Below are 21,254 nucleotides of genomic sequence, written 5' to 3'. Positions count from 1 at the left end.
TTTGTGCCGGATACCGGATGAATCGGTGAGGATTTATGGAACCTGTGAATTCCATTGGGATTATCCCCACAAGCGAGCAGATGCGCAAGGAGATTCGTGCCTCCCATGAGCGGTCGAGAAAATACCGGATCAGCGCCGACAGAAGAAATGAAAACCAGGAGCGGCTGTCCGCGGCCGAACTTGAGGCGCGATGCGCTGCACAGCAAGACCTCCTTGAGGTTGTCATTTCCCATATAGACGAGTTTTACGGGCTGCTGTCGCCGGACGATTTTATCATCGCCTTTGCCGACAGCGACGGATATATCCTCAAGGTGGACGGCGGCAGCACAGTCAAGGAGCTTTTTGCCGAGGGCAACTGTGCGGTCGGATACCGATGGACCGAGCGGGATGTGGGGACATCGGCCATCAGCCTCTGCCTTGCAATGCGGTTTCCCGTGCAGCTCAACGAAGAAGATCACTACTGTCGGCAGGCGCACGGCTTTACAAGTTCTGCCGCACCTATTTTCGGCAAGAATAAAGAGCTGGCCGGGGTCCTGGTGGTTTCCGGCACCAGCCGCCTGGTTCATTCCCATACCCTGATCATGATAACCATGGCTGCCCGTTCCGTGGAAAAGCAGATGAGGCTGCTTCGGCGTAACCGGGAGATGTCGCTGTATACCGGCTTTCTCAACCGGGTGATCGAATCGGCGGAGACCGGGTTGCTCACGCTGGATACCGACAAGCGGATCTGGAAAACCAACCGCAAAGGCAAAATCATTCTCAAACAAAACGATCTGGAAGGTAAGCCGGTTTCAGTGCTCAGGGGGCTCGACCTGGATCTCAGGGAAATTCACAGGAATCCCGAGGCGTGGAAAGAGCGGGAGGTCAGGCTGCAGGTGGACAACCGCGAAGTGCACTGCTACTACTCGGCAAAACCGGTGGTTTCGGAAAGTGACGAGCTGCTCGGGGCGGTGATGGTGTTTGAGGAGTTCAACGATCTCAGAAAGCTCGCCGATCGCATCTCCGGCACCGAGCCGATATTTACCTTCGACCTGCTCGTCGGCAGGTCGAAGGCTTTTCGTGAAGCGGTCGAGCTGGGTGTCCGTGCCGCCGGGTCTTCGTCAACGGTTCTGCTGCTGGGGGAGACCGGAACTGGCAAGGAGCTGTTCGCCCAGGCAATTCACAAGGGCGGGCGCCGTGCAGGCCAGTCATTTGTGCCCCTCAACTGCGGCGCTATTCCAGGCGAACTGCTGGAGAGCGAGCTCTTTGGCTATGTGGACGGCGCATTTACCGGCGCATCGAGAAAAGGACGGCCGGGCAAATTCGAGCTGGCCGACGGCGGGACGATCCTGCTCGATGAAATCGGCGACATGCCCCATGATATGCAGGTAAAACTGCTGCGGGTACTGCAGACCGGAGAAGTGCAGCGCATCGGCGCACAGCGGGTGATCCACACCAACGCCCGGGTTATCGCCGCAACCCATGTGGACCTCTACCAGCAGGTGGCGCTGAACAGATTCCGCAAGGATCTGTTTTATCGCCTCAATATCATCGAAATCATCATTCCTCCTCTGCGCGAGCGGGGAGGTGAGGACATCGAACTGCTGGCGCGCCATTTCGTCAGCCGTTACGGTCCGGAAAACCGGATAAGCCCTGATGCCATGGCGCTGATGAAAGAGTACCACTGGCCGGGAAACGTCCGCGAACTTGAAAACTGCGTGCAGCGGGCGATCCATCTCTCCAACGACGGGGAGATCCTGGCTTCACACCTGGGCATCTCTGCTGCCAGGGATGCCCGGAGGACTGTTGATACGGGTACTATCCGGGAAATGGAGCGCAAACTCATCGGCAATACCATGTCAAGAAACGAGGGAAATATGGCGAAGAGCTCAAGAGATCTCGGGATATCGCGTGCAACCCTTTACCGCAAGGTAAAGGAGTATGGCATGGATTGTGAAGATTTCAGGTGAGCAGACCCGCTCCGGTACCTGTTCCGCTTGAGAAGAGGGTGCCGGAACGGAGTGTTGTCCGCGGTATGCTCCCGTCACTTTTCTTCTTTGAGGAATTCCACGACCTTGTCAAAAGCAGGGCCAAGGTCATCTCTTAACGAAGGCCAGACTGCGGCGCGGACCTTGTCCCGCATGTAGCCGTACTGCTTATCGCTTATTTCAAGGATGGTGACGCCGCGTATGTTCAATTCTGCGAAACTGGCCTTCTCCTGCTTGCTGGCGACGCGAAACCGCTCTTCTTCCATGGTTCGTGCGGCCCCTGTCAGGATTTCGCGATGTTCATCGGAAAGTGAGTTCCACAGGTCCAGGTTAATATAGAGAAACCAGTACTCGAAATGGTCCTTGACCGGAAGATAGTAGCGGATATTTTCCGACAGCGCCGCATATCCTTCTGCACCGCCGCCGATCAGCCCTCCAACCATGCCGGTCTTGAGACCCATCTGGGCATATTTCCAGGTTATCGGGTAGGGCGTAAAGCCGAGTTCTCTGGCGGTGATCTCGAAACTGCGAATCGGTGGTACCCTGATGATGACGTTCTTTTTTACATCCGGATCGGCCGGAAAACGTGGCTTGCCGGTGAGTCCTATGCCGCCGAAGTATACCGGCCAGCCCCCGATAATCTTGATGTTCTGGGCTTTCAGGTATGACTCCATATACTTTATCAGCGGACTGTCAGGGGAATACATTTTTTCAGCCTGTTCCCATGTCTCGACAAGAAACGGAGTCCATGCCAGCGATACCCGCCGGTCGACCGCCGTTCCGAAAGGACCGAGAAACATCTCCACTTCACCGAATGCCACCCGTTCCTGGACGACGGAGTAATCCCCAAGTTTGTTTGCGGCGTAGATATTGAACTTAATTTTGTCTCCGCTCTGTTGGCGAACCGTTGCCGTGAATTTTTGCAGATCTTTGTCCACTGCGGAACCGGTCGGCCGTACGTGGCCTATTTTCCAGGTGTCTCCGGCAAGCGAAGACTGTACCAGGATGGACAGTGCGGCGACGCAGCATAGTGCGCATGCAAGAAGTTTCTTCATAACATCCTCATTTAACGGGCCGGGATGATGCGCCCCGCAGGGACAGTCTTGCAAGGCGCTTTGCGGGTTTATTATTCCACGATGTTGTCAATGACGGATTGTCCCCATTCTACGCCGACATCGTTGAGTACGGTGGGCCATACCGTTTTGTGAACCTTGTCGGCGATAGCATCGATTTCCTCGTTGGACAGGGGGATGATCTTGGCGCCGTAGTCGGCCAGCCGCTTCTCGTTTGCGGCCTGATCAGCTTCGGCACTATCCCAGCGCCTCTGTTCAAACTGGGCGGCAACATCCACGAGTTTTTCCCTCTGGTCTTCTTTCATGTTGTCGAAATATTCCTTGTTGATGATGAGATACCAGACCTCGAAGTGGGTGTTTGCCGGGATGTAGTACTTGGTTACGTCCCTGAAAGAGGAGTAATAGCCTTCCGCACCGGAGCCGATGACACCGTCAACCACGCCGGTCTGTACTGCGGTGAAAGCGTCGGAAAACGGGATCGGGGTGCCGAGGTAGCCGGTATTGTCGGCCATCAGCTGGAAGGTTTTCATCGGCGGGACGCGCAGTTTGATGCCTTTTGCACCATCAGGGTCGCCGGGAGCGACGGGTTCCCGGTTCAGCGCAATGCCCCCGAAGTATACCGGCCATGCCGCCAGCAGATGGATGTTCTGCTTTTCGTACAGATCTTCCACAACTTTTCTCAGCGGGGCGCCCGGCTCATAATTTTTCTTTGCCTGGGCCCAGTTTTTCACCATGTAGGGGAAATAGACCACCTGGAATCTCTTATCGGCGGCGGAAGCTGGCGGCTGACAAGCCATATCCACGGCACCGAGACCGACCCTCTCCTGGACGACGGTGTAATCGCCAAGGGCGCTTGCCGGATAGATCTTGGTCTTCACCTTGCCTCCGGATACCTCTTTCAGTGTTTCCGAAAACCACTTCAGGTCTTTGTCAATTGCAGTGTCCTGCGGTCTTACGTGAGAGATTTTCAAGGTTTTGGCGGTTGCCATGCTCCCTATACAGAGACTGGAGATGATAATTGCAGCGAGGCTGAGTTTTATAAATCTTTTTTTCATTTCGTAGATCTCCTTGTTTTATGTTGGATAGCGTCCCAGGATCGTGTTTGCCGCGGCAGCCCCGATTCTGAAATGCATCTCTTTGATTATCGGGATCAGTACCCGAACAGTCCCGGGAAGAACAGGGACAGATTTGGCCATAAAGATGTAAGAAAAACTACCGGGACATAGCCGAAGATGATCAGGATCATAGCGGGCTTGATGACCTCGGAGAATTCGACTTCGCCGATACGCATGCCGAGATAGAGGATCGAAGCATAGGGTGGGGTAACTCCTCCCATGGCGGTATTTACACCCATGATTGCCGCAAACTGAACGGGGCTTACACCTATTGCTTCCATAAGGGGCAGCAGCAGCGGGGCGATGAGGATGATAGCGGTGATGTCGTTGACGATCATGCCGACGAAAAACAGCAGGAAGTTGACCAGGATCAGCAGCAGGATCTTGTTCTGGGTGATGTTGAAGACACCTTCGACCAGGGCCTGCGGAACATCTTCCATGACGAAAATCTGGCTCAGCATGAGGCTGAAGATGATCATGACCATGATTGCCCCGACGGCGGTGGCGGAATTTTTTGCAGCCCTGAGAAAAGTACTCATTGTCAGTCCCCGGTAGATGAGGAATCCGACCGGCAGCGAGTAGATGACCGCAACCGCTGCGGCTTCCGTCGGGGTCATGATGCCACCGTAGATACCGCCGAGAATGATCAGCGGCATGACCAGCGCGGGGATAGCCCTGGTGGTACAGGCGACCCCTTCCCTGACCGTTTCCTCAACCGGTTTCGGCGGGTCGAGGACCAAGGGGAACTTCCTGGCCATGACCAGGTTCACCCCGGAAAAAAGCGAGGTGATCAACAGGCCGGGACCAAGAGTTGCCAGGAAGCAGGCAAGTATCGAGGTGTCCGTTACCCAGCCGTAAATGATCATGGTAACCGACGGTGGGATCAGCAGGCCGAGAATGGATGAATTGGCTACCAGGGCCGTGGCGTAGCCGCGCGGGTATCCTTTGGCCGCCATCTCCGGAATAAGAAGCGGTCCGGTTGCCGCAACACCGGTGAGGCCGGAGCCGGAAATGGCGCCGATAATCGCACAACTCACCGAGGCGACGACGCCAAGTCCGCCACGGATACGACCGACGAAGATGTTGACGAATCTGAGCAGGCTTGCGGCGATTCCGCTTTCACTCATGATTGTTCCGGCAAATACAAAGAGCGGGATACAGAGCAAAACCGGGTTGGCAAGCTGGGTGTAGCCCCAGACCATTGTGCCCTTCATGGTGGCTCCGCCGAACATGCACATGGTCATCAGCGCCCCGCCGAAACAGAAAGGCAGGGGAACGCCGAAACTGAGCAAAACGATAAGGATACCAAGGGATATGAGAGAGACGGTTACTATCTCCATGATTATGCTCCTTGTTCAGTCCGGTTGCCGGCGAAAAGCTGGCGGCCGTGTTTAATCAGGTATTTCAAGGCAAAGATCGTCATCGCCACGAGGCCGATGAAAACGGCGCATTCCGCGTAGAAGGTGGGGATGTAGAGGGTTGGACTTTCCTTCCAGACGCGCAGGGCGTAACGAAAATAATCCCAGGCCCAGTAGGTGAGCCACGCGGAAACGACGACCGACATGAAGTCTGCGACCACCCGAACTTTCAGTTTCGCCCGGTCGGTCTTGAGAAAAACATCGAGGACGTTAGCCTTGATCTGGGTATCCTCCCGGGAGGCGTTGACGCTGCCGAGAAAGTAGAGCCAGAGCGTTGGGTATACCAGCAATTCTTCCAGCCCCATGACCGGAATTTCCAGGATATAACGCATAATCACCTGATAGAATTCCATCGCCGCAACGGTGCTTACCAGAATGGTCAGTGTGTATTTGAAAAAACGCTCCACTGTTTCTCCTCCCTGATCTTGGACAGGATTAAATTTTTGCCGCTATCACGGAAATTTCCACCAGCAGGTCGGGACGGGCCATTCTCGCCTCGACGCATGCCCTGGCGGGGGCGTGACCGGCGGGCACCCATTTGTCCCAGACGCTGTTCATTTCCGCAAAGTCCTTCATATCCCGAAGGTAAATGGTGGCACTGAGGATATTTTTCCGGTTGCTGCCCGCCATTTCCAAAAGATTGTCCACCTTGGCCAGCATGTTTTCCGTCTGGGGCCCAACCGATTCCCCGGTGTTGTCCGCAACCTGACCGCAAAGATATATGGTCTCGTTGTGGATCACGATTTTACTCATGCGCTCCGCTGTTTCCATCCGGTTGACAGTCATAATCCGCTCCTTTTGTTATTTTCGCATATTTTTAAATAGATCCGCCTGTTCCTGGGAGCCGAGTTCCAGCTCCATTTCCGCCACTTCGCCAAGAGGAATCGGCTTTAACGGCGGACGGACGGTCAACAGACCGACTTGTTCCACTTCTGTTTTTGCCTCGGCGGCTACTATTTCCGCAAGAGCCGGACCGCACATTCGTCCCTGGCAGGGGCCCATGCCGCATCTGGTGACGATTTTCACCTCGTTGACGTTACGCACCCCTTCTTTTACAGCTTTGCGCACGTCGCCGACCGTCACATTCTCGCAGCGGCAGAGAACTGTTTCATCTTCGAAAAAGTGTGCGCCGGCTGCGGGGGCGTAGATTTCGTCAACCAGCGGCCGCGGCAGATTGTCACTATACAGCATGGCCCGTATCGGTGACGCCAGCTCGTCCCGCTCATAATGGGGAATAATACCACAGCAGTGACCTATTTCCAGGGCCGCCAGTTCGCCTTTGTACTCAGCCGCGAGGGCTCCCCTGACCCCGGAGCCGTCGCCGGTTGCAAAAACATTTTCATGATTTGTCCTTCCCCAGCTGTCGCAAACCGGATACCAGTAGCGCTGTCTGTCGTTGTATTCCATGGTACAGCCCATGAGGCGAAACAGGTGGGTGCTGGGGATTACCCCGAAATGCAGCAGCAGAAGTTCGGCCTCAAAAGCGACTGTCTTTCCGTTTGCAACGGCTTCCACCCGTTTGAGTCTGTCGCCGCCGACAGCCCTTAGTTTGGTGACGGCCTTGTGATGCAAAATGCCGGACTTTTTAATGGTGCGCACCATTTTCAGCCCCTTTGCGAGAAAGTCGGTGCGGCGCAATGCCGGTATCAGGTGGACAAGTGTATTCGGAGACGGCAGCTTCGGGGTAGTTTCCAGAATCGCGGCGATCTCGACACCTTTTTCAATCAGCAGGCTGGCCTCCAGAAGAAGCAGCGGACCGCTGCCGGCAAGCACCACCCGGCCCGATGGGGTGAGCCCAGCTTCCTTGGCAAGGTTGTTGGCCGCGCCGGCTCCCATGACCCCCGGCAGGTTCCAGCCGGGAATGGGACAGGGCCTCTCCATGGCGCCCGTGGCCACCACGATATGTCCCGCTTTTATCTCCCTGGACTTGCGGTTGCGGGAATAGCAGATTCGACCATCGCTTGATGTCTGCCAGACCATCGCATTCGACTCATAGTGTGCGCTTGAATGGTTGAACCGCTTTATGAGGTCCAGGCCCCGGCGGTAATCTTCGCCCATGAGTTGCAGGGTGGCAGGCGATGCGTTTTCCACGTTTCTGTATATCTGTCCGCCGGGTCTCGGCTGTTCGTCGAGCACCAGCACCTTAAGGCCCAGCTCGGCCATCCTGCTCGCCGCGGCAAGCCCTGCAGGTCCCGCACCGATAACTGCACTGTCGTAGTAGCTGCTCATATTAATCCTCCTCCATGGTGCCCAGCCGGCGGTTGATGACCATGCCTTCCTGTATCTCCACCATGCAGGCCTGCTGCTTAACGCCGTCGATCTCCATCAAGCACTCGTAGCATACCCCCATCAGGCAATGGGGAGAACAGGGCTTTTTGGATGCCGGTGAGATCTTTGCGACGATCCTGCCTTCACTCAAAAGAGAGGCCGCCACGCTCATGTTTCCCGGGAGGTTTGTCGTTTCACCATCAAGAATCACGGCAACATTTTCATTGTCAGTATGCTGATCTCTTTTAAACATTGAAGCGCTCGTTGCGGAAATGGTTGATCATTGATGATTCCTGCTGTTCCAGGATCCATGGCGCAATTTCACTGATGTTCAGGGGTGCCAGGGAGACCGCGCTGTGCAGTGCAAGAACCGTAATGTTGGGATAATCTGTCAGTTTTGTATAGATTGGCGCGCCGTCTGGTGTCATGATCCGTATTGCCCCCCACGACCTGACCCAGTTGAGGTTTTTCAGGATCGGAAAAAGGCGTATGGCGTTTGCCGCCTGGCTTTTCATGGCCGCCATGGTGACGCTGTCGTCAAGACCGGTATCTTCAGTGGAAAGACCTATGACGAAGGTTCCGTCCGGGGTCTGGCGGGTGCAGAGAAACGGGATGTCGAGAACTCTGTCGTATCTCTCGGAAACCATGAGCTGCCCGCGCTGGGGGTAGATCGGCACCTTTGCTCCGAGGGGAGCCAGGAGTTTTGGGATTCCATGTCCGGCGGCAACAACCAGGCGGCCGCAGCGGAAATTTCCCTTGGTTGTCTCAACCCTGATGGCGCCTTCTTTTTCGGGAACGATCCGCGATACGGTGTGGGCCGCGAAATACTCTCCTCCCTTTTGCTGCAGAGCGCACCGGACCGCGGCAAGCAGTTTGAGGGGGTTGACATGGCCCTGCCGGTCGGTATACATCACCCCGGTCACGTCCCGGCCCAGTTCAATATCCGGTATCATGTCAGCGAATCCCTCTCTTGAAAACATTTGTACCGGGTAGTCGAGATCGACTTCAGCGCAGATGTTTTTCAGAATCTCGATGGACTTGGCATGGGCCTGGTACTGTTCATCGTCAAAAGCTTGGATGGCGCCGCCGGTCCATTCCAGTTCCAGGTCGTAACCGGTCTCCTGCTCAAGCTCCGCGGCGAAGTCCGGCCACTGGTCGATTGCCATCCGGCACCATCTGGCATAACTGGGATTGTTGGCTCCCTTGCACATGAACCATGTCAAGCCGAAGTTGCCGCGGGAAGGGCGTTGTGCAGGAAGTTGCTCGTCAAAAACCAGAACCTTTCCGGCCCCCGACTTTACCAGGCCCAGAGCGGTGGCAGCACCGCTGATGCCGCCGCCGATCACTATTACGTCTGCCGAGATCACGAATAATCCTCCAGGAAATTAATCTGACGGTAGAGCTTGCCTGTGTTGGAGCAGGTGCCGCTACCCGTTGTCTGTCTGCACTTGTCTAGCGAGATCCGTGCCAGCCTGTATGGTAGAGGGAAAATGACTCCCGCCATCATGGCGACACCGGAGAAAAACGGCGGCATAAAAAAAATCTAACTATTTGTATATATATGATTAAAATATGTGATTCCGGAAGTAGCGGAAAAGCGCAAAAAAAAGCGCATCTAACCGTTTGAGCTGTTTTTTTCACTCCTTCCCTTCAAGGAAAAAAGTGTCTCATTATGAAACAGTGTTTGGTGCCAGGTCGCGAAAAACCATCTGTCATGCGGGGTTACCCTGCAACTGTTTTATAAATAGACATGTGTCAAAATAAAACAGTGGTGTGCGCGTCAGAGGGCACCAAGTCACCATACAAACCGGCCGGATTCGGACCGGAATTATTTAGCGAGGTATGCAATGTCTTCATCTTCCTGCGTCCGGCAGTTTACCCGGAACCCTGTGCGGTCATTTTTCATGCTCTGGGTTCCGGTGCTGTTTTCCATGGTCGCCGAGCCGCTGACCGGTCTTGTCGATACGGCGTTTGTCGCCCGGCTCGGCTCCGAACAGCTGGCGGCGCTCGGTATCGGGACTGTCGTGCTGACAAGCGGATTATGGCTTTTTAATTTTCTCGCGGTCGGCAGCCAGACCGAAGTGTCCCAGGCCGGTGGCCGAAATGATTTCGACAGGGCTAAGAGGTTCGGCAGTCTGGCAATATTTCTCGCGGCGGCGATTGGTCTGTGCATGGCTCTTCTGGTATCTTCGACGGCTTCAGAGATAACGGCGCTTATGGGCGGCAGTGGCCGGCTGCAGGAGTATAGTGTCGCGTATATCAGGCTGCGCGCGCTGGGAGGTCCCGCGGTGCTGGTTACCATGGCCTCGTTTGGCATTCTTTACGGTCTGGCCGATATGCGCTCGCCGCTACTGGTGGCAGTCTGTGTCAACACCATGAATATCCTGCTGGACTGGCTGCTCATTTTCGGCATTGGTCCTTTCCCGTCGATGGGGGTGGAGGGGGCGGCCCTGGCAAGTTCCATCAGCCAGTGGGTGGGGGCGGTCTGGTGTCTTGCACGGATCAAAAAACAGCTGGGATTCACCACCCGGGTTACAACCGATGACGTCCGCAAGCTGATGTCCATAGGGCGTGACATGTTCGTCAGAACCGGGTCGCTGATTCTGTTTCTACTCCTTGCAACCCGGTCCGCCACCCGGCTCGGGGCCGACGCCGGGGCGGCGCACCAGGCTATCAGGCAGGTCTGGATTTTTACCAACCTGTTTCTTGATGCGTCGGCGGTGACCGCCCAGTCCGTCGTCGGTTATTTTTTCGGTTCGGGCAGCTTTGTCAGGGCAAAACAGGTGGCGAAACTGGTCTCGGTGATCAGCTTCATGATAGGCTGCGTGCTACTGGCGGTGATGGCTGCCGGTACAACCCTGGCCGGCGCCATCCTCGTTCCGGCTTCCGGACTTGTCCTTTTCGCTCCTGCCTGGATGGTTTCCGCCATGGTTCAGCCGATTGCCGCCCTGGCGTTTGTCACCGACGGGATTCACTGGGGGACAGGAGATTTTGTGTTTTTACGAAATGTGGTGGTGCTGGCCACCTGCTGCGGAAGTCTGGCGATCGTTATTATGGATATGCTCGGTGTGACGAGCCTTACCGCGATCTGGTGGATAACCGGGGCATGGGTGTTCATCCGGGCGGTGCTGGGGGTGTTGCGCTTATGGCCGGGAACAGCCCGCAGCCCCCTGAACAGGGCTCCGGTCATGGAAGGATAGTCCGGGACGGCCGCATATCTCAGAAATCCTCAATGTTCAGGAACCTGGTTGCTTATCCTGTACGGGCGGTGTCCGGGGGTCGCTTTTTGCAAGAGGAATACCCCATTTTTTCATATACTTCCAGACCGATGTGTGGCTGAGACCGAGCCTTCTTGCGACCTCTGACTTGTTCCAGCTACAGTCGACAAGCAATGTCAGCAGCTGGTCTTTCGACACTTTTCTCCGCCGGTAACCAGCCGGTCGGAGTGACGCGGACTCGTTTGTCGCATTCCTGCCTTCCCCCGACCTGAGCTGTTCGGGGAGGTCCTCTTTTTCTATTCTGTCGCGGTTGCAGAGTACAAACGAATGTTCAAGGGCGTTTTCCAGCTCCCGCACATTGCCCGGCCAGCGGTAATCCATGAATATCCGCATCACCTCCCTGGAGGCATCGACGATTTGTTTGCCTGTCTTGCGGTTCATCATCTGGATAAAGTGACTTGTGAGCAGCGGGATATCCTCTTTGCGCTCCCTGAGGGAAGGAACTTTTATGGGGAACACGTTGAGCCGGTAGTAGAGGTCTTCCCTGAATTTCCCTTCAGCCACCAGGCTCCGCAGATCCTGATGGGTGGCGGTGACGATGCGAATGTTGATTTTTCGTTTCTGGGACTCGCCGATTCGCTCGATCTCTCTCTCCTGAAGAACCCGCAGGAGCTTGACCTGGATAAAAGGGCTCAACTCACCGATTTCATCTAAAAAAACCGTACCGTCGGCCGCCTCTTCAAACCTGCCGGTGCGGGAGCGTATGGCGCCGGTGTAGGCGCCCTTGACATGACCGAAAAGCTCGCTTTCCAGCAGGGTTTCCGGCAGGGCGCTGCAGTTCACCGTCACCAGCGGCCCGGACCTGCGGTCACTGTTGTAATGGATGGCGCCGGCGATGAGTTCTTTGCCGGTGCCGCTCTCTCCCTGGATAAGGACGGAAACGTCGCTTGCCGCCGCCACCCTGACTGATTCAAAAGCCTGGACCATCGGTTCGCTTTTGCCGATGATGTTGTCGAGGCGGTGGATCTCGCCAAGCCTGAGCGACGCCTCCTCGGCCATCCTGCGGGCTCTGTTCAGCTCGCTGATGTCGGTAACGGTTTCCACAACCCCCAGAATCTCTCCGTCATCACCCCTGACCACGCTTGCGTGTTTGATGACAGGTACGTCGTGGCCGTTCTTGTGCTGCAGCTGACACTCCTTTGCCCCGGACGAACCTTTTTCGAAAATCCTGCACCTGCCGATATCCGCAGGACAGCTGGTGCCGAAACAGCGGCTGCAGTTGAGCAGGGCGCATGTCTGGCCCAACGCTTCCGCGGCACTGTATCCGCTTATTTTTTCCATGGACCTGTTCCAGGAGGCGATCCTGCCGCCTTTGTCCAGGGTGAAAACGCCGTCCGCCATGGAGTCGATTATGCGGCTTATAAACTGATGATTCAACTTTTCGTGCCTGGTATGCGACATCCCACTCCTCCCTGCCAGGTGAAACATTACTGTTACCCTGGGTAACGTTACCTGTTGTTACTTAGCTATAGTAACAATCTTCGATGACGTCAATGTCTGGTTGATTGTTTTGTAATTTTATAGTGTTACTGTTTTTGGTGTCTGCTGGCACGATTGTGGCAATAATTGTCGCAGGAAGGGATGATGAACAGAGTCGAGTAATCGGTAACAGCACAAGGCTGTTGCGCCGACATTGTCCCGGAAAAAAAGCGGCATATGGCCGGAAGAGAGAGCGCATCATGGCAAAATGTACGGTACATCCGGAGCGCGACACCAGTTATCAATGTCACAAGCACAAGGTATGGCTTTGCAGGAAGTGTCTGGCCTGCAGGGACCCCCATATCTATTGCAGGTATCGTTCGTCCTGCATCATCTGGTTTGCGACCAAGAGGGATAAGGAAAACAGTCTGTCGTAAAAAAACGCTCTTTATTATCAATAACAACTGAAAAGGAAAAGATCATGAATCCGGAAGAAACTCTTTATGCGGTTGAGAGCGACAAAAGCGTAACCGGCTTCGTCGAGGATTTTGCAGCCGTTGCCGCATCCAACGGCTTTGTCATCAATAACAGGGCGACCATGGATATGAAAAAAACATTCCAGGCCCATGGCGGCAGCGTGTCGGAGGATTTCGACCTGCATATGATTCAGATCTGCAAGCCGACCAAGGCGGACAAGAGTCTTGCCGCCAATCCGGAACGGGCGATCCTTATGCCCAAGTTTGTCCATGTCTTTACGAAAAACAACAGGACCCAGGTGCGTTACCTTGGGTACAGCCCTGCCTATATCGCCTCTATGGTCAAAGATGATAGTGCTTTCCCGGATTCGCTGGCGCAGACGTTTGGCACAATACGGGCGATGATCGATGAGGCCAGGAAGTAGCCGGATTATCAAGAGAATATTGGAGGAAAACAGTATGTGGAAGCTGCTGGTCAGGATAAATAAAAATCTCGTATACGCCATTCCAACACTCATGATAGCGGGGCTGTTGTTCGGCACCATCATCGACCGGTCACAGGCGGCTTTCATGAAGGTGCTGATAGTTCCGTTGACCTTTCTCATGGTCTACCCGATGATGGTCACGCTGAACATCAAGCATCTCAGGCAGGGACTGCAGCCGGGGATTCAGGGAAGCGCACTGTTTATAAACTTTGCCATTATCCCCTTTGCGGCATACTATCTGGGAAGACTGTTTTTTGGCGATCAGCCTTACATGGCCCTGGGGCTTTTGCTGGCATCTTTGCTGCCGACCAGCGGGATGACCATCTCCTGGACCGGTTTTGCCAGAGGCAATATGGGAGCGGCGATTAATATGACGGTCATCGGCCTGACCCTCGGCTCTCTGGCGACGCCTTTTTATGTCAGCTGGCTGCTTGGTGCAGTGGTTGAGGTCGATTTTTTTCAAGTGATGCAGCAGATAGCAATTATCGTGTTTCTGCCCATGGGGCTGGGGTTTGTCACCAGGCAGTGGTTGCTGAAAAGATATGGGATGTCCGAATTTAAACAGCGGATCGCTCCCCGTTTTCCGGCCCTGTCGACAGTTGGCGTACTGGGCATAGTTTTTGTGGCGATGTCGCTCAAGGCTGATACCATCGTGGCAAACCCTGCCCGGCTGTTGATGATATTTGTGCCTCTCCTGGTCCTTTATCTGTTTAATTTCACCCTCTCCACCCTGGCCGGAAGATTCTTCTTCAGCCGGGGCGACTCCATAGCCCTGGTCTACGGCACGGTCATGCGAAATCTCTCCATAGCGCTGGCCATCGCTATCAATGTTTTTGGTGAAGCGGGTGCAAATGCGGCGCTGGTGATTGCACTGGCCTATATCGTACAGGTGCAGTCGGCCGCCTGGTATGTGCGGATGACCGACACCCTGTTCGGGGCGTTGGTGGTGTCACCAGGTGAAGAGGCGGCGGGATAAACAATGGCTAAACAATGGTCCGGCTGTTCACCAGGGCCCTGTATTCTTCAGGGGTATCGACATCGATGATCACCGCCTCATCGTCTACCTCGCAGGGGTGGATGGTGAGGTCCGGGGCGTTGAAGAGAAATCTCGCTCCGCGGTCACCCCTGGCCTGCAGCAGTCTGGGGAAGGTCGACTTGGCGAGGATAACGGGATTACCCCGCTGTTTTCGGAAGAGGGGGTAGAGTATATCAGGCCTGATTCGGTCAAACTCTGCCACCAGTTCGCCAATGAGGCCGCCTGTCAGCAACGGCTGGTCGCAGAGCAGGAAAATGGCGGCATCACAGCTGCTGTGCAAGCCGTTTACGCCGGCTATAAGAGAGCTTGCCTGTCCCGTCTCGTACTGTTCGTTAACGATTATCCGGCAGCAGGACGCAAGGGCTGCCGATTGGAGAATTTTGCTGCGGTGGGCGCCAAGAACCAGAACGGGGCGGGTAAGGCCCGCCTGCAGTACCGCTGAGATTGTGCGGTCGAGCATGGTGATACCGTCGACCTCGAGCAGCTGCTTGGGGCAGCCCATGCGCGACGAACTGCCGGCACCGAGGATTACGGCCTGGAAATTCAAACGGGGGGCCATCTTCAGCAGCCAGCCTGTCCTGCCAGCCGGGGGCGGCAGAACTTCAGTTCGTGAACCGAGCTGCATCCGGTGCAGCTGTGTTCAAGGTGGATCTCGGAACATTTTATACCGGGAATTTCCCAGATTCTCCGCGCTATGGGGTTGCCGCATTCACAGGCACGAGGTGCTACGACATCGATTGTGAGATTGTTGAAATCGACTTCTTCGATGATAAAGTCATACAGGCCGTCCTGCCTGATGCTATCGAGGAAATAGCTGAAAAATTCTCTGGTTTCCGGTGCCCTGGCCGCGGCCATCTGCCGCCCTGTCGCGGTGGCGAGACAGTGCGGAGCGTGCCGCGCGTAGGTGAGCTCGATGGTTATCCGGTAGAGCATGGACGCGGAGATCCCTCTGCCGCGAAGACCTTCCTTGATAAAGTAGTTGGCAACCCCCAGGCGGCCGAGTTTGTCGAGATTGTCTGCGTCAAACAGAATCCGGGTCAACGGAGTCGGCTCCGGATCGTTTCTGTAGAGCTGGAGAATCGCGTCCTCCACCTGTTCGATGAGCGACGGCTCGAAACCGAGATTACCGGTGATTTCCCGAAGGGTGGTGACCGACCATTCCTCCTCCGGCCGGTCGTCATGGTGGTAGGCGCCTCCGCGGAACTTTCCGGCATCGTGGAAAATTCCGGCCAGTCTGCACGCCAGGGGGTCTACCCCTTCGCTTACGCCGAGCCGCTGTGCCAGCCGGGCCACCCTGAGGACATGGTTCCACAGGCTGTCCGGCGCCTTGCCGTTTCTGCCGTATTGTGCTTCCTCCCTGCGGATCTTGTTCTTGAGTGCCGTTTCAGCCCGGTCAAGGTGTGGAAAAATGGTCGATGGAGGTGTCTTCATGGGGGCGCTGTCGGTCTAGTTTTTCATGAACGGAAAGCTCAGCTTCTCAACGAACACTTCCTGGAATTTCAGATCCGTTGCCAGGTCGACCGTCTCGATCGTTTCCGCCATGGCAATGGATTTTTCGAGATAGGCGGAATCGCTCAGGACCATCACCGCCCCGGCTCCCGCCGAGTTGCCGGCGATTATTATTTTTTCCGGGTCTATCTCCGGAATCATCCCCAGGGTCAGCATGTCTTCTTTCTCGATATGGGTGCCGAATGCCCCGGCGATTATTATTTTTTCCGCCTGCTCGTATCCCGCCGCCTTGAGCAGGAATTCTATACCGGTAATCAGGGCGGCCTTGCCCAGCTGTACCGAGCGGATATCTTTCTGGCTGATGTATACCGGACCACCGTCCTGGGTGGCCTCCTCGGGGACGAGAAGATAACGGATCTTGCCCGCTTCATCGGCCACGAGAGGGGTTATGTCCTGGTCTTTGACGAAAGCTCCGCCCGGTTCAATGATGAGTTTGCGGCAGAATTCGGCGACGGCGCTGATGACGCCGGTACCGCAGACGCCAAAAGGCTTGAGCGACGATCTGTTTTTCGGATTGATGATGGAATAGTTACAGAACTCGGTCCGGGTGTCGATCGATACTCTGTTTATCGCCCCGGGGATGGCCTGGGTGCCGCAGGAAAGGGATGCTCCTTCAAACGCTGGGCCGGTGGCGCAAGAGGTGGCATAAATTTTATCCTTGCCTTTGAGCAGCAACTCTCCGTTGGTTCCCAGGTCGATGACCAGGGTCCCTTCCGGCTGGCTGTCGAAGTCGACCGCCAGCGCCGCGCTGAGGATATCCCCTCCGATAAAGCCTGATATCTGTGGCAGGAGCTGCAGCGGAATATCGTTAAAACCGAAGCCGAGCTCGGCGCTGCTGCGCGTGATCGCGTCGAAAAATTCCGGCATATAGGGAAAAGTTCCTATGGATGAAGGGTCGACCCCGGCAAGGATATGCATCATGGTGGGATTGCCCACGACTGTTATCGAATGCAGCCGGTCATGTTCCAGCGACTGGTTTTTAAGCAGGTTAGCTATTCCCCATTCAATGGCTTTCACCACAAGGTTCTGGAGCCGTTGCAGATTGTTTTCTTCCTGGTTTACCGCGCCGATACGGCTCATTACGTCGTCCCCGTAGAGTGCCTGAGGATTTTTTACCGCCATCGACGAGAGAATCTCCCCGTTTACTGTATTGCAGAGATAGATAGCGATGGTGGTGGTGCCCAGGTCGCAAGCGATGCCGTATCGGTCTTCTCCTGCCGCAGCCGCTTTTCTCTTTATGAAAGAGTCGGGAAAACTTACCGGAGCTTTGCTGATCACGTGGCTTGACAGCATTGAGGTTTCGGGAATCTCGATGCTGATGTTCTTTTCAACCAGGTAATTGCAGGACGTCACGGTGTCGGCGGAGCCGTCTTCTGCCGTGATTTTGACCGCACACTTGCCGCAGGTTCCGCGTCCGCCGCAGTCAGAACGCAGGAAGATCGATTGACCAACGAGCGCCTCCATCAGCGTACGGCCTTCTTTTACATTGATGTTCCGGCCGTTGGGTAGAATCTGTACACTATATTGTTCTGTCATGATTATTTTTCGTCACTGGTGTTGCTGCATTTCGCAATTGTTGTTTCTGGAACAGACCTGGCAGGTTGTTCCCACCCGGTTTTGTTTATACCCTCTTCCTATGCAGATCATACAGGAGAGAGATTTGAAAGGGGTGAGGACGGCATCGTTTCTCACTGTTATGTTCACTGTGTCAAGGGGCAGCAGGGAGCACAGCTTCACCTGTTCTATGAGGTCCCAGCCGTGAACGGAGCCGGGACTGAGGAAAGGACTGACCCCCCACCCGAATTCTCGGGCTTTTTCTTCCGCTATCGCCGTCACCGTATCTCCCACTTTCTCCAGAACCAGCAAACCGATCAGGTCAAGCATATAGGCGAACAGCAGCTGCTCGCTGTCGGTTGCCTCCTGGGTCTTGAGGTCGATCTCGTATCCCGCGGTATACGCCGCGATCAGTGCATATTCACTGTTTCTGGTAAAACTGGTGGAGTGGCCCAGGTCGAGCTGCACCGGCGTTTCGTTTTCCGGAAGCAGTACGGTTTTGCCGTCGTCCGGCGTACACCGGCACTTTACCCACCGGTAGGTGATGGCAGGGCTCCAGCAGCCGTCGATCGCCACCAGGCTCCGCCTGGCTTCATCAAGGATGGCGGGCCGGGTTTTTCCGGTTTTAATTTTGGCAGCCAGTTCGTCAAACAGGACGTTGACGGTCAGTTCCCTGAGCGACTGCGGTTCTGTTTCAAGGGATAGTGTCATATCTTTCTATAACTTGAGGTTGATCCCGTTGAGGTACGAAAGATTCTTGCCCCAACGGCTGATGGAGGTCTCTTTCGCTCCGGCCATAAGGAGTCTTTCCAGACCGAAGCCTATGCCTACCCAGGTGCCCTGTACCCCCCAGGCAATATCGAGCGGGTGTGGTCCCACCGCACCCGAGGCGACTTCGATGTCTTCTGCTCCGACCACGAGATCGACAGTGGTCCCGTACACCTTTGACTCCTCACTTTCAAAACGATAGTCTTCAAGGCCTGCAGTCTGTGCGACAATCTCTGCGAATTCCTGCAGCCGCTCAAGTCTTTTCTCTTCGGGGGTGCCCATCTCCACGAGGTTGAGCATGGTGAATTCCGAGTTGTGCCTGGCACCGTCCGATTCCTTGCGAAAGCAGGGGCCGATTTCAAAAAAGCGGATCTCGCGCTGGCCGCACCGGGCGAAATCCACCATCAGGCTGTATAGGTTCGGCGCGAGCATGGGGCGCAGACACTGATTGCTGTTGATCCAGTAGACCTGCTGACTCAGAGGGTGGTCGTCATCCACCGTCATCTTTGCAAGCGCCGATTTTGAAATGATTACCGGGGTGGTTACCCTGGTGAACCCTATATTGCATAGCGCACTGGTCAGTTTTTCGGTCAGTTCTTCCAGCGCTACCCGGCCGCCCTGCTGCAGAAAATTTTGCAGTCGCTTTTTTTCCTGCTGTATCCGTTGCTGTTCAAGCTGCTGGAAAGCTCTGTTGCGCTCCGCAGCATCATCAAATGTCCTGACCAGCTCGGATTGCCCGACACCCAGTTCTCTCAGTCTTCTCTCCTGGGTTATGGTCCAGCCTTCTTCTTTCACTATTATCTCCGGTTTTGATGTTAACGAAGCAGGGCAACCGCCATCGCGGCAACACCCAGTTCAAGCTTGTCGTGCACCAGCCTTTTCCCAAGAAGGGTTTCGGCCTGGGGAGAAACACCCAGTGGAACCCCCGGTGCGGCGACAAACGTTGCTTTCGTGATATATTCTTCGCCTATGAATTCTCCGGCGGGGGTGGCGTCGAGGATATATCGGTGGCGGCTGAGCGCCGTAGCCAGGTCCGGCTCTACGTGTACTTTGCCGTCCAGTTTGTCGGCAAGGGCCGCGGCGGCGTCAGGGGAAGTGTCGTACACGGCCAACGTTGCCCCGTACCAGAGCAGTTTGCGGCAGGCGGCTTCACCGACCGGTCCGCAGCCAAGTACCAGGGCGTCGTTCCCGTTGAGCCCCCCCGCCATAAGGTCAAGGGCACCGCCGAAAACCCCGCCGGTGGCCTTGCTGTTGTCAACAACGGTTCCCCGGCGGAGGTTGAAACCGGCGAAAGTGAAATCATCGGCCATAAACATTATGTCGGCACCGGCCTCAAAGGCCTGGAAGATTCCGCCGGTATCGCTTGAGTCGGCGACGACGCTGTTGCAGCCGATAAACCCAAGAATGGCGCAGACCGTTTTGCTGAAACCGGAAATGACTCCCTGGCCGGCGGTTACCGGGATCACATAACAGGATTGTTGTTCCGCTCTTTTTCTGATTTTTTCTTCAGCGACACCGTAACTGTGGCAGGCGACTCCCAGAATTCCTCTGCCGGTAGCCAGCCGCAGCCGGCGGTCGTAATCCGCAAGTTGCGCGCCCACAGTCCGTATATCGTCCGGTAGTAATCTGGTCAGGGTTTTGTCTCCAGGGTATTGCCCTCACCCAGGGCTTTAATCCGGGCGTAAGCTTTTTCTCGTTTGACGGAAATAGCCTCCTGGGAATTTCCGGTAAATATCATCGTCGCAACCCAGCTCCGCAGGCCGGGCCGGTAGGTAGTGAGCGCTTCGTCCGCTCCGAAAAAATCACGTGCCAGCCAAAGCGGCGTGCCGGTCGCCATGATGTGTTCGCCCAGTACCTCCACCTGACCGTCCTTGACGAGGATGTGCTCAAAACTTGCACAGCGCCTGTAATCTATGCAATATTCCCCAATAGTATGGTTACTAATAAAAATATCGCAAAGAATTTTTACCATATTCAGCCCGGTCGCCCAATATACCGCTATGGGGGTTTGGCTCGGGAACCGGGCGTCGATTTCAAGCGGTTTCATCACCCCTTGATGGCAAATGACTTCCAGGTCCATGATACCCTTGAGTTTAACCGTGTCAGCCAGGGTTACCGCCATGGCCTCAAGCTCCTGCCGGCTGCTTTCCGGAATTTCTACCGGGGCGGTCACTCTCTTGCAATCGTAAACCGAATCCATATGGATCTCGGTTATGGCAAGTGGCAGGTAGTTGCCCGGAGTCCCGATTATCTCAATCGAATATGACGGACCCTCAAGGTATTCCTGCATCACTTGAGGACTGGTCCCGGAGGCGTCGTTTCGGTACCTGGCGAGCTCGTCCTCGTTGCAGCACACCGTGACACCGCGGCTGCCGCTGTCACTGTCCGGTTTTATCAGCAGCGGAAAACCGCATTCCGGCCACGGCTTCGGCTTCGGCAGCTGCAGCTGGCAAAAGAGCTCGTCCGACTTTAATTTGGAACTCGATATTGCGTAGGCGTCAAGATCGAAGGCCAGGGGGATACCGCTCTGATCAGACCAGACCTTGAGCGCCGACAGGACCTCGTCGTCCTCGATGGCCGGAACAATCAGATCTATTTCCGGACAGTTCCCGGGAACAGGGGTGGCACCGGAAAAGTGGTGCTGGACAAAGTGATCGCATAACAGCAGTGCCGGGGGGGTGCTGTTCTTATCCAGAAGAACGGTCCGGTAGCCCGCCTTTGCTGCGAGGTAGAGGACCTCGATGCCCTGCAGCTTTCCCCCGACTACGGCAATTACCGCTGGTTTGTGCTCTGTTTGGCTCATGTCACTATTTTGCATTTAATATGCCAATTCTATTTGAAATCGTCAGGCCTCCCCTGCTTTTTGCTGCCCCTTCTCAAGAGGGTAT

21 protein-coding genes are annotated in these 21,254 nt (G+C 55.4%); 5 read left to right on the top strand and 16 right to left on the bottom strand.

Annotation, left to right across the window (positions count from 1 at the left end; translation table 11 throughout):
* The first annotated feature begins 35 nt into the window (after nt 1-35).
* Nucleotides 36-1,949 carry a sigma-54-dependent Fis family transcriptional regulator gene (locus BLQ17_RS02610; RefSeq protein ID WP_092219504.1) on the top strand — a complete coding sequence of 638 codons (1,914 nt, stop codon included), beginning with the start codon at nt 36-38 and terminating at the stop codon, nt 1,947-1,949.
* Nucleotides 1,950-2,023: 74 nt separating this feature from the next.
* Here BLQ17_RS02610 and dctP (BLQ17_RS02605) read toward each other — a convergent pair whose 3' ends face one another.
* From dctP (BLQ17_RS02605) to BLQ17_RS02570, 8 genes are all read right to left on the bottom strand, one after another.
* Nucleotides 2,024-3,022: a TRAP transporter substrate-binding protein DctP gene (gene dctP, locus BLQ17_RS02605; RefSeq protein WP_092219502.1), complete on the bottom strand. Its 999-nt coding sequence runs from the start codon at nt 3,020-3,022 to the stop codon at nt 2,024-2,026.
* 71 nt (nt 3,023-3,093) lie between these two features.
* Nucleotides 3,094-4,095 carry a TRAP transporter substrate-binding protein DctP gene (gene dctP / locus BLQ17_RS02600; RefSeq protein WP_092219500.1) on the bottom strand — a complete coding sequence of 334 codons (1,002 nt, stop codon included), beginning with the start codon at nt 4,093-4,095 and terminating at the stop codon, nt 3,094-3,096.
* Nucleotides 4,096-4,190: 95 nt separating this feature from the next.
* Nucleotides 4,191-5,495 carry a TRAP transporter large permease gene (locus tag BLQ17_RS02595; protein ID WP_218121699.1) on the bottom strand — a complete coding sequence of 435 codons (1,305 nt, stop codon included), beginning with the start codon at nt 5,493-5,495 and terminating at the stop codon, nt 4,191-4,193.
* A gap of 2 nt (nt 5,496-5,497) precedes the next feature.
* Nucleotides 5,498-5,980 carry a TRAP transporter small permease gene (locus tag BLQ17_RS02590; protein WP_092219498.1) on the bottom strand — a complete coding sequence of 161 codons (483 nt, stop codon included), beginning with the start codon at nt 5,978-5,980 and terminating at the stop codon, nt 5,498-5,500.
* Nucleotides 5,981-6,008: 28 nt separating this feature from the next.
* Nucleotides 6,009-6,359: a RidA family protein gene (locus BLQ17_RS02585; RefSeq protein WP_092219496.1), complete on the bottom strand. Its 351-nt coding sequence runs from the start codon at nt 6,357-6,359 to the stop codon at nt 6,009-6,011.
* A gap of 15 nt (nt 6,360-6,374) precedes the next feature.
* Nucleotides 6,375-7,802: an FAD/NAD(P)-dependent oxidoreductase gene (locus tag BLQ17_RS02580; RefSeq protein WP_092219494.1), complete on the bottom strand. Its 1,428-nt coding sequence runs from the start codon at nt 7,800-7,802 to the stop codon at nt 6,375-6,377.
* Nucleotide 7,803: 1 nt separating this feature from the next.
* Complete coding sequence (locus BLQ17_RS02575; protein WP_092219492.1) at nt 7,804-8,094, bottom strand: 2Fe-2S iron-sulfur cluster-binding protein; 291 nt, start codon at nt 8,092-8,094, stop codon at nt 7,804-7,806.
* Nucleotides 8,087-9,208 carry an NAD(P)/FAD-dependent oxidoreductase gene (locus BLQ17_RS02570; RefSeq protein WP_092219490.1) on the bottom strand — a complete coding sequence of 374 codons (1,122 nt, stop codon included), beginning with the start codon at nt 9,206-9,208 and terminating at the stop codon, nt 8,087-8,089. The genes BLQ17_RS02575 and BLQ17_RS02570 overlap by 8 nt, the downstream gene beginning before the upstream one ends.
* A 480-nt stretch (nt 9,209-9,688) precedes the next feature.
* Between BLQ17_RS02570 and BLQ17_RS02565 the strand changes: the two genes are divergently transcribed.
* On the top strand, nt 9,689-11,041 hold the full coding sequence (locus tag BLQ17_RS02565; RefSeq protein ID WP_092219488.1) for an MATE family efflux transporter: 1,353 nt from the start codon (nt 9,689-9,691) through the stop codon (nt 11,039-11,041).
* A gap of 36 nt (nt 11,042-11,077) precedes the next feature.
* Here the strand turns inward: BLQ17_RS02565 and BLQ17_RS02560 are convergent, their stop codons facing one another.
* A complete protein-coding gene (locus tag BLQ17_RS02560) occupies nt 11,078-12,520 on the bottom strand; it encodes a sigma-54 interaction domain-containing protein (protein ID WP_092219486.1) in 1,443 nt (480 codons plus the stop codon).
* A 155-nt stretch (nt 12,521-12,675) separates the two neighbouring features.
* Here BLQ17_RS02560 and BLQ17_RS22145 point away from each other — a divergent pair, with 155 nt between their 5' ends.
* From BLQ17_RS22145 to BLQ17_RS02550, 3 genes are read left to right on the top strand one after another with little or no spacing between them, the layout of a single operon-like run.
* Nucleotides 12,676-12,975 (top strand): hypothetical protein, encoded by a 300-nt coding sequence (locus BLQ17_RS22145; RefSeq protein WP_143005417.1) that lies wholly within the window; start codon nt 12,676-12,678, stop codon nt 12,973-12,975.
* Between the two features lie 44 nt (nt 12,976-13,019).
* The gene (locus tag BLQ17_RS02555) at nt 13,020-13,439 is read left to right on the top strand and encodes a DUF302 domain-containing protein (RefSeq protein ID WP_092219484.1); all 420 of its coding nucleotides are present in this window, start codon (nt 13,020-13,022) and stop codon (nt 13,437-13,439) included.
* 34 nt (nt 13,440-13,473) lie between these two features.
* A complete protein-coding gene (locus tag BLQ17_RS02550) occupies nt 13,474-14,475 on the top strand; it encodes an arsenic resistance protein (RefSeq protein WP_092219482.1) in 1,002 nt (333 codons plus the stop codon).
* Between the two features lie 7 nt (nt 14,476-14,482).
* On the opposite strand, the gene BLQ17_RS02545 is transcribed toward BLQ17_RS02550, so the two are convergent.
* The 7 genes from BLQ17_RS02545 to pylC are packed head-to-tail and all read right to left on the bottom strand — an operon-like array spanning nt 14,483 to nt 21,169.
* Nucleotides 14,483-15,094: a nucleotidyltransferase family protein gene (locus BLQ17_RS02545; RefSeq protein WP_176761051.1), complete on the bottom strand. Its 612-nt coding sequence runs from the start codon at nt 15,092-15,094 to the stop codon at nt 14,483-14,485.
* 2 nt (nt 15,095-15,096) lie between these two features.
* Nucleotides 15,097-15,966, bottom strand: coding sequence for an HD domain-containing protein (locus BLQ17_RS02540; protein ID WP_092219478.1), 870 nt, complete (start codon nt 15,964-15,966; stop codon nt 15,097-15,099).
* A gap of 15 nt (nt 15,967-15,981) precedes the next feature.
* Nucleotides 15,982-17,580, bottom strand: coding sequence for an ASKHA domain-containing protein (locus BLQ17_RS02535; RefSeq protein ID WP_092219477.1), 1,599 nt, complete (start codon nt 17,578-17,580; stop codon nt 15,982-15,984).
* A gap of 12 nt (nt 17,581-17,592) precedes the next feature.
* The gene (locus BLQ17_RS02530) at nt 17,593-18,309 is read right to left on the bottom strand and encodes a hypothetical protein (RefSeq protein ID WP_092219475.1); all 717 of its coding nucleotides are present in this window, start codon (nt 18,307-18,309) and stop codon (nt 17,593-17,595) included.
* Nucleotides 18,310-18,315: 6 nt separating this feature from the next.
* A complete protein-coding gene (gene pylSc, locus BLQ17_RS02525) occupies nt 18,316-19,161 on the bottom strand; it encodes a pyrrolysine--tRNA(Pyl) ligase large subunit (RefSeq protein WP_092219473.1) in 846 nt (281 codons plus the stop codon).
* A gap of 20 nt (nt 19,162-19,181) precedes the next feature.
* The gene (gene pylD / locus BLQ17_RS02520; protein ID WP_092219471.1) at nt 19,182-20,000 is read right to left on the bottom strand and encodes a 3-methylornithyl-N6-L-lysine dehydrogenase PylD; all 819 of its coding nucleotides are present in this window, start codon (nt 19,998-20,000) and stop codon (nt 19,182-19,184) included.
* On the bottom strand, nt 19,997-21,169 hold the full coding sequence (gene pylC / locus BLQ17_RS02515; RefSeq protein ID WP_176761049.1) for a 3-methylornithine--L-lysine ligase PylC: 1,173 nt from the start codon (nt 21,167-21,169) through the stop codon (nt 19,997-19,999). Before pylC ends, pylD begins: the two co-directional genes overlap by 4 nt.
* Nucleotides 21,170-21,254 lie beyond the last annotated feature (85 nt).

It is taken from the genome of Desulforhopalus singaporensis (assembly GCF_900104445.1).
In the GTDB taxonomy this organism is placed as follows: Bacteria; Desulfobacterota; Desulfobulbia; order Desulfobulbales; family Desulfocapsaceae; genus Desulforhopalus_A; species Desulforhopalus_A singaporensis.
The sequence above is the reverse complement of the archived record's forward strand: the minus strand, read 5'-3'. Positions and strand labels throughout refer to the sequence as shown.

Coding starts and splice junctions, on each gene's coding strand:
- BLQ17_RS02610 (WP_092219504.1), top strand. CDS start 36: ATGGAACCTGTGAATTCCATTGGGATTATCCCCACAAGCGAGCAGATG.
- dctP (WP_092219502.1), bottom strand. CDS start 3,022: ATGAAGAAACTTCTTGCATGCGCACTATGCTGCGTCGCCGCACTGTCC.
- dctP (WP_092219500.1), bottom strand. CDS start 4,095: ATGAAAAAAAGATTTATAAAACTCAGCCTCGCTGCAATTATCATCTCC.
- BLQ17_RS02595 (WP_218121699.1), bottom strand. CDS start 5,495: ATGGAGATAGTAACCGTCTCTCTCATATCCCTTGGTATCCTTATCGTT.
- BLQ17_RS02585 (WP_092219496.1), bottom strand. CDS start 6,359: ATGACTGTCAACCGGATGGAAACAGCGGAGCGCATGAGTAAAATCGTG.
- BLQ17_RS02580 (WP_092219494.1), bottom strand. CDS start 7,802: ATGAGCAGCTACTACGACAGTGCAGTTATCGGTGCGGGACCTGCAGGG.
- BLQ17_RS02575 (WP_092219492.1), bottom strand. CDS start 8,094: ATGTTTAAAAGAGATCAGCATACTGACAATGAAAATGTTGCCGTGATT.
- BLQ17_RS02565 (WP_092219488.1), top strand. CDS start 9,689: ATGTCTTCATCTTCCTGCGTCCGGCAGTTTACCCGGAACCCTGTGCGG.
- BLQ17_RS02560 (WP_092219486.1), bottom strand. CDS start 12,520: ATGTCGCATACCAGGCACGAAAAGTTGAATCATCAGTTTATAAGCCGC.
- BLQ17_RS02555 (WP_092219484.1), top strand. CDS start 13,020: ATGAATCCGGAAGAAACTCTTTATGCGGTTGAGAGCGACAAAAGCGTA.
- BLQ17_RS02550 (WP_092219482.1), top strand. CDS start 13,474: ATGTGGAAGCTGCTGGTCAGGATAAATAAAAATCTCGTATACGCCATT.
- BLQ17_RS02545 (WP_176761051.1), bottom strand. CDS start 15,094: ATGGCCCCCCGTTTGAATTTCCAGGCCGTAATCCTCGGTGCCGGCAGT.
- BLQ17_RS02540 (WP_092219478.1), bottom strand. CDS start 15,966: ATGAAGACACCTCCATCGACCATTTTTCCACACCTTGACCGGGCTGAA.
- BLQ17_RS02535 (WP_092219477.1), bottom strand. CDS start 17,580: ATGACAGAACAATATAGTGTACAGATTCTACCCAACGGCCGGAACATC.
- BLQ17_RS02530 (WP_092219475.1), bottom strand. CDS start 18,309: ATGACACTATCCCTTGAAACAGAACCGCAGTCGCTCAGGGAACTGACC.
- pylC (WP_176761049.1), bottom strand. CDS start 21,169: ATGAGCCAAACAGAGCACAAACCAGCGGTAATTGCCGTAGTCGGGGGA.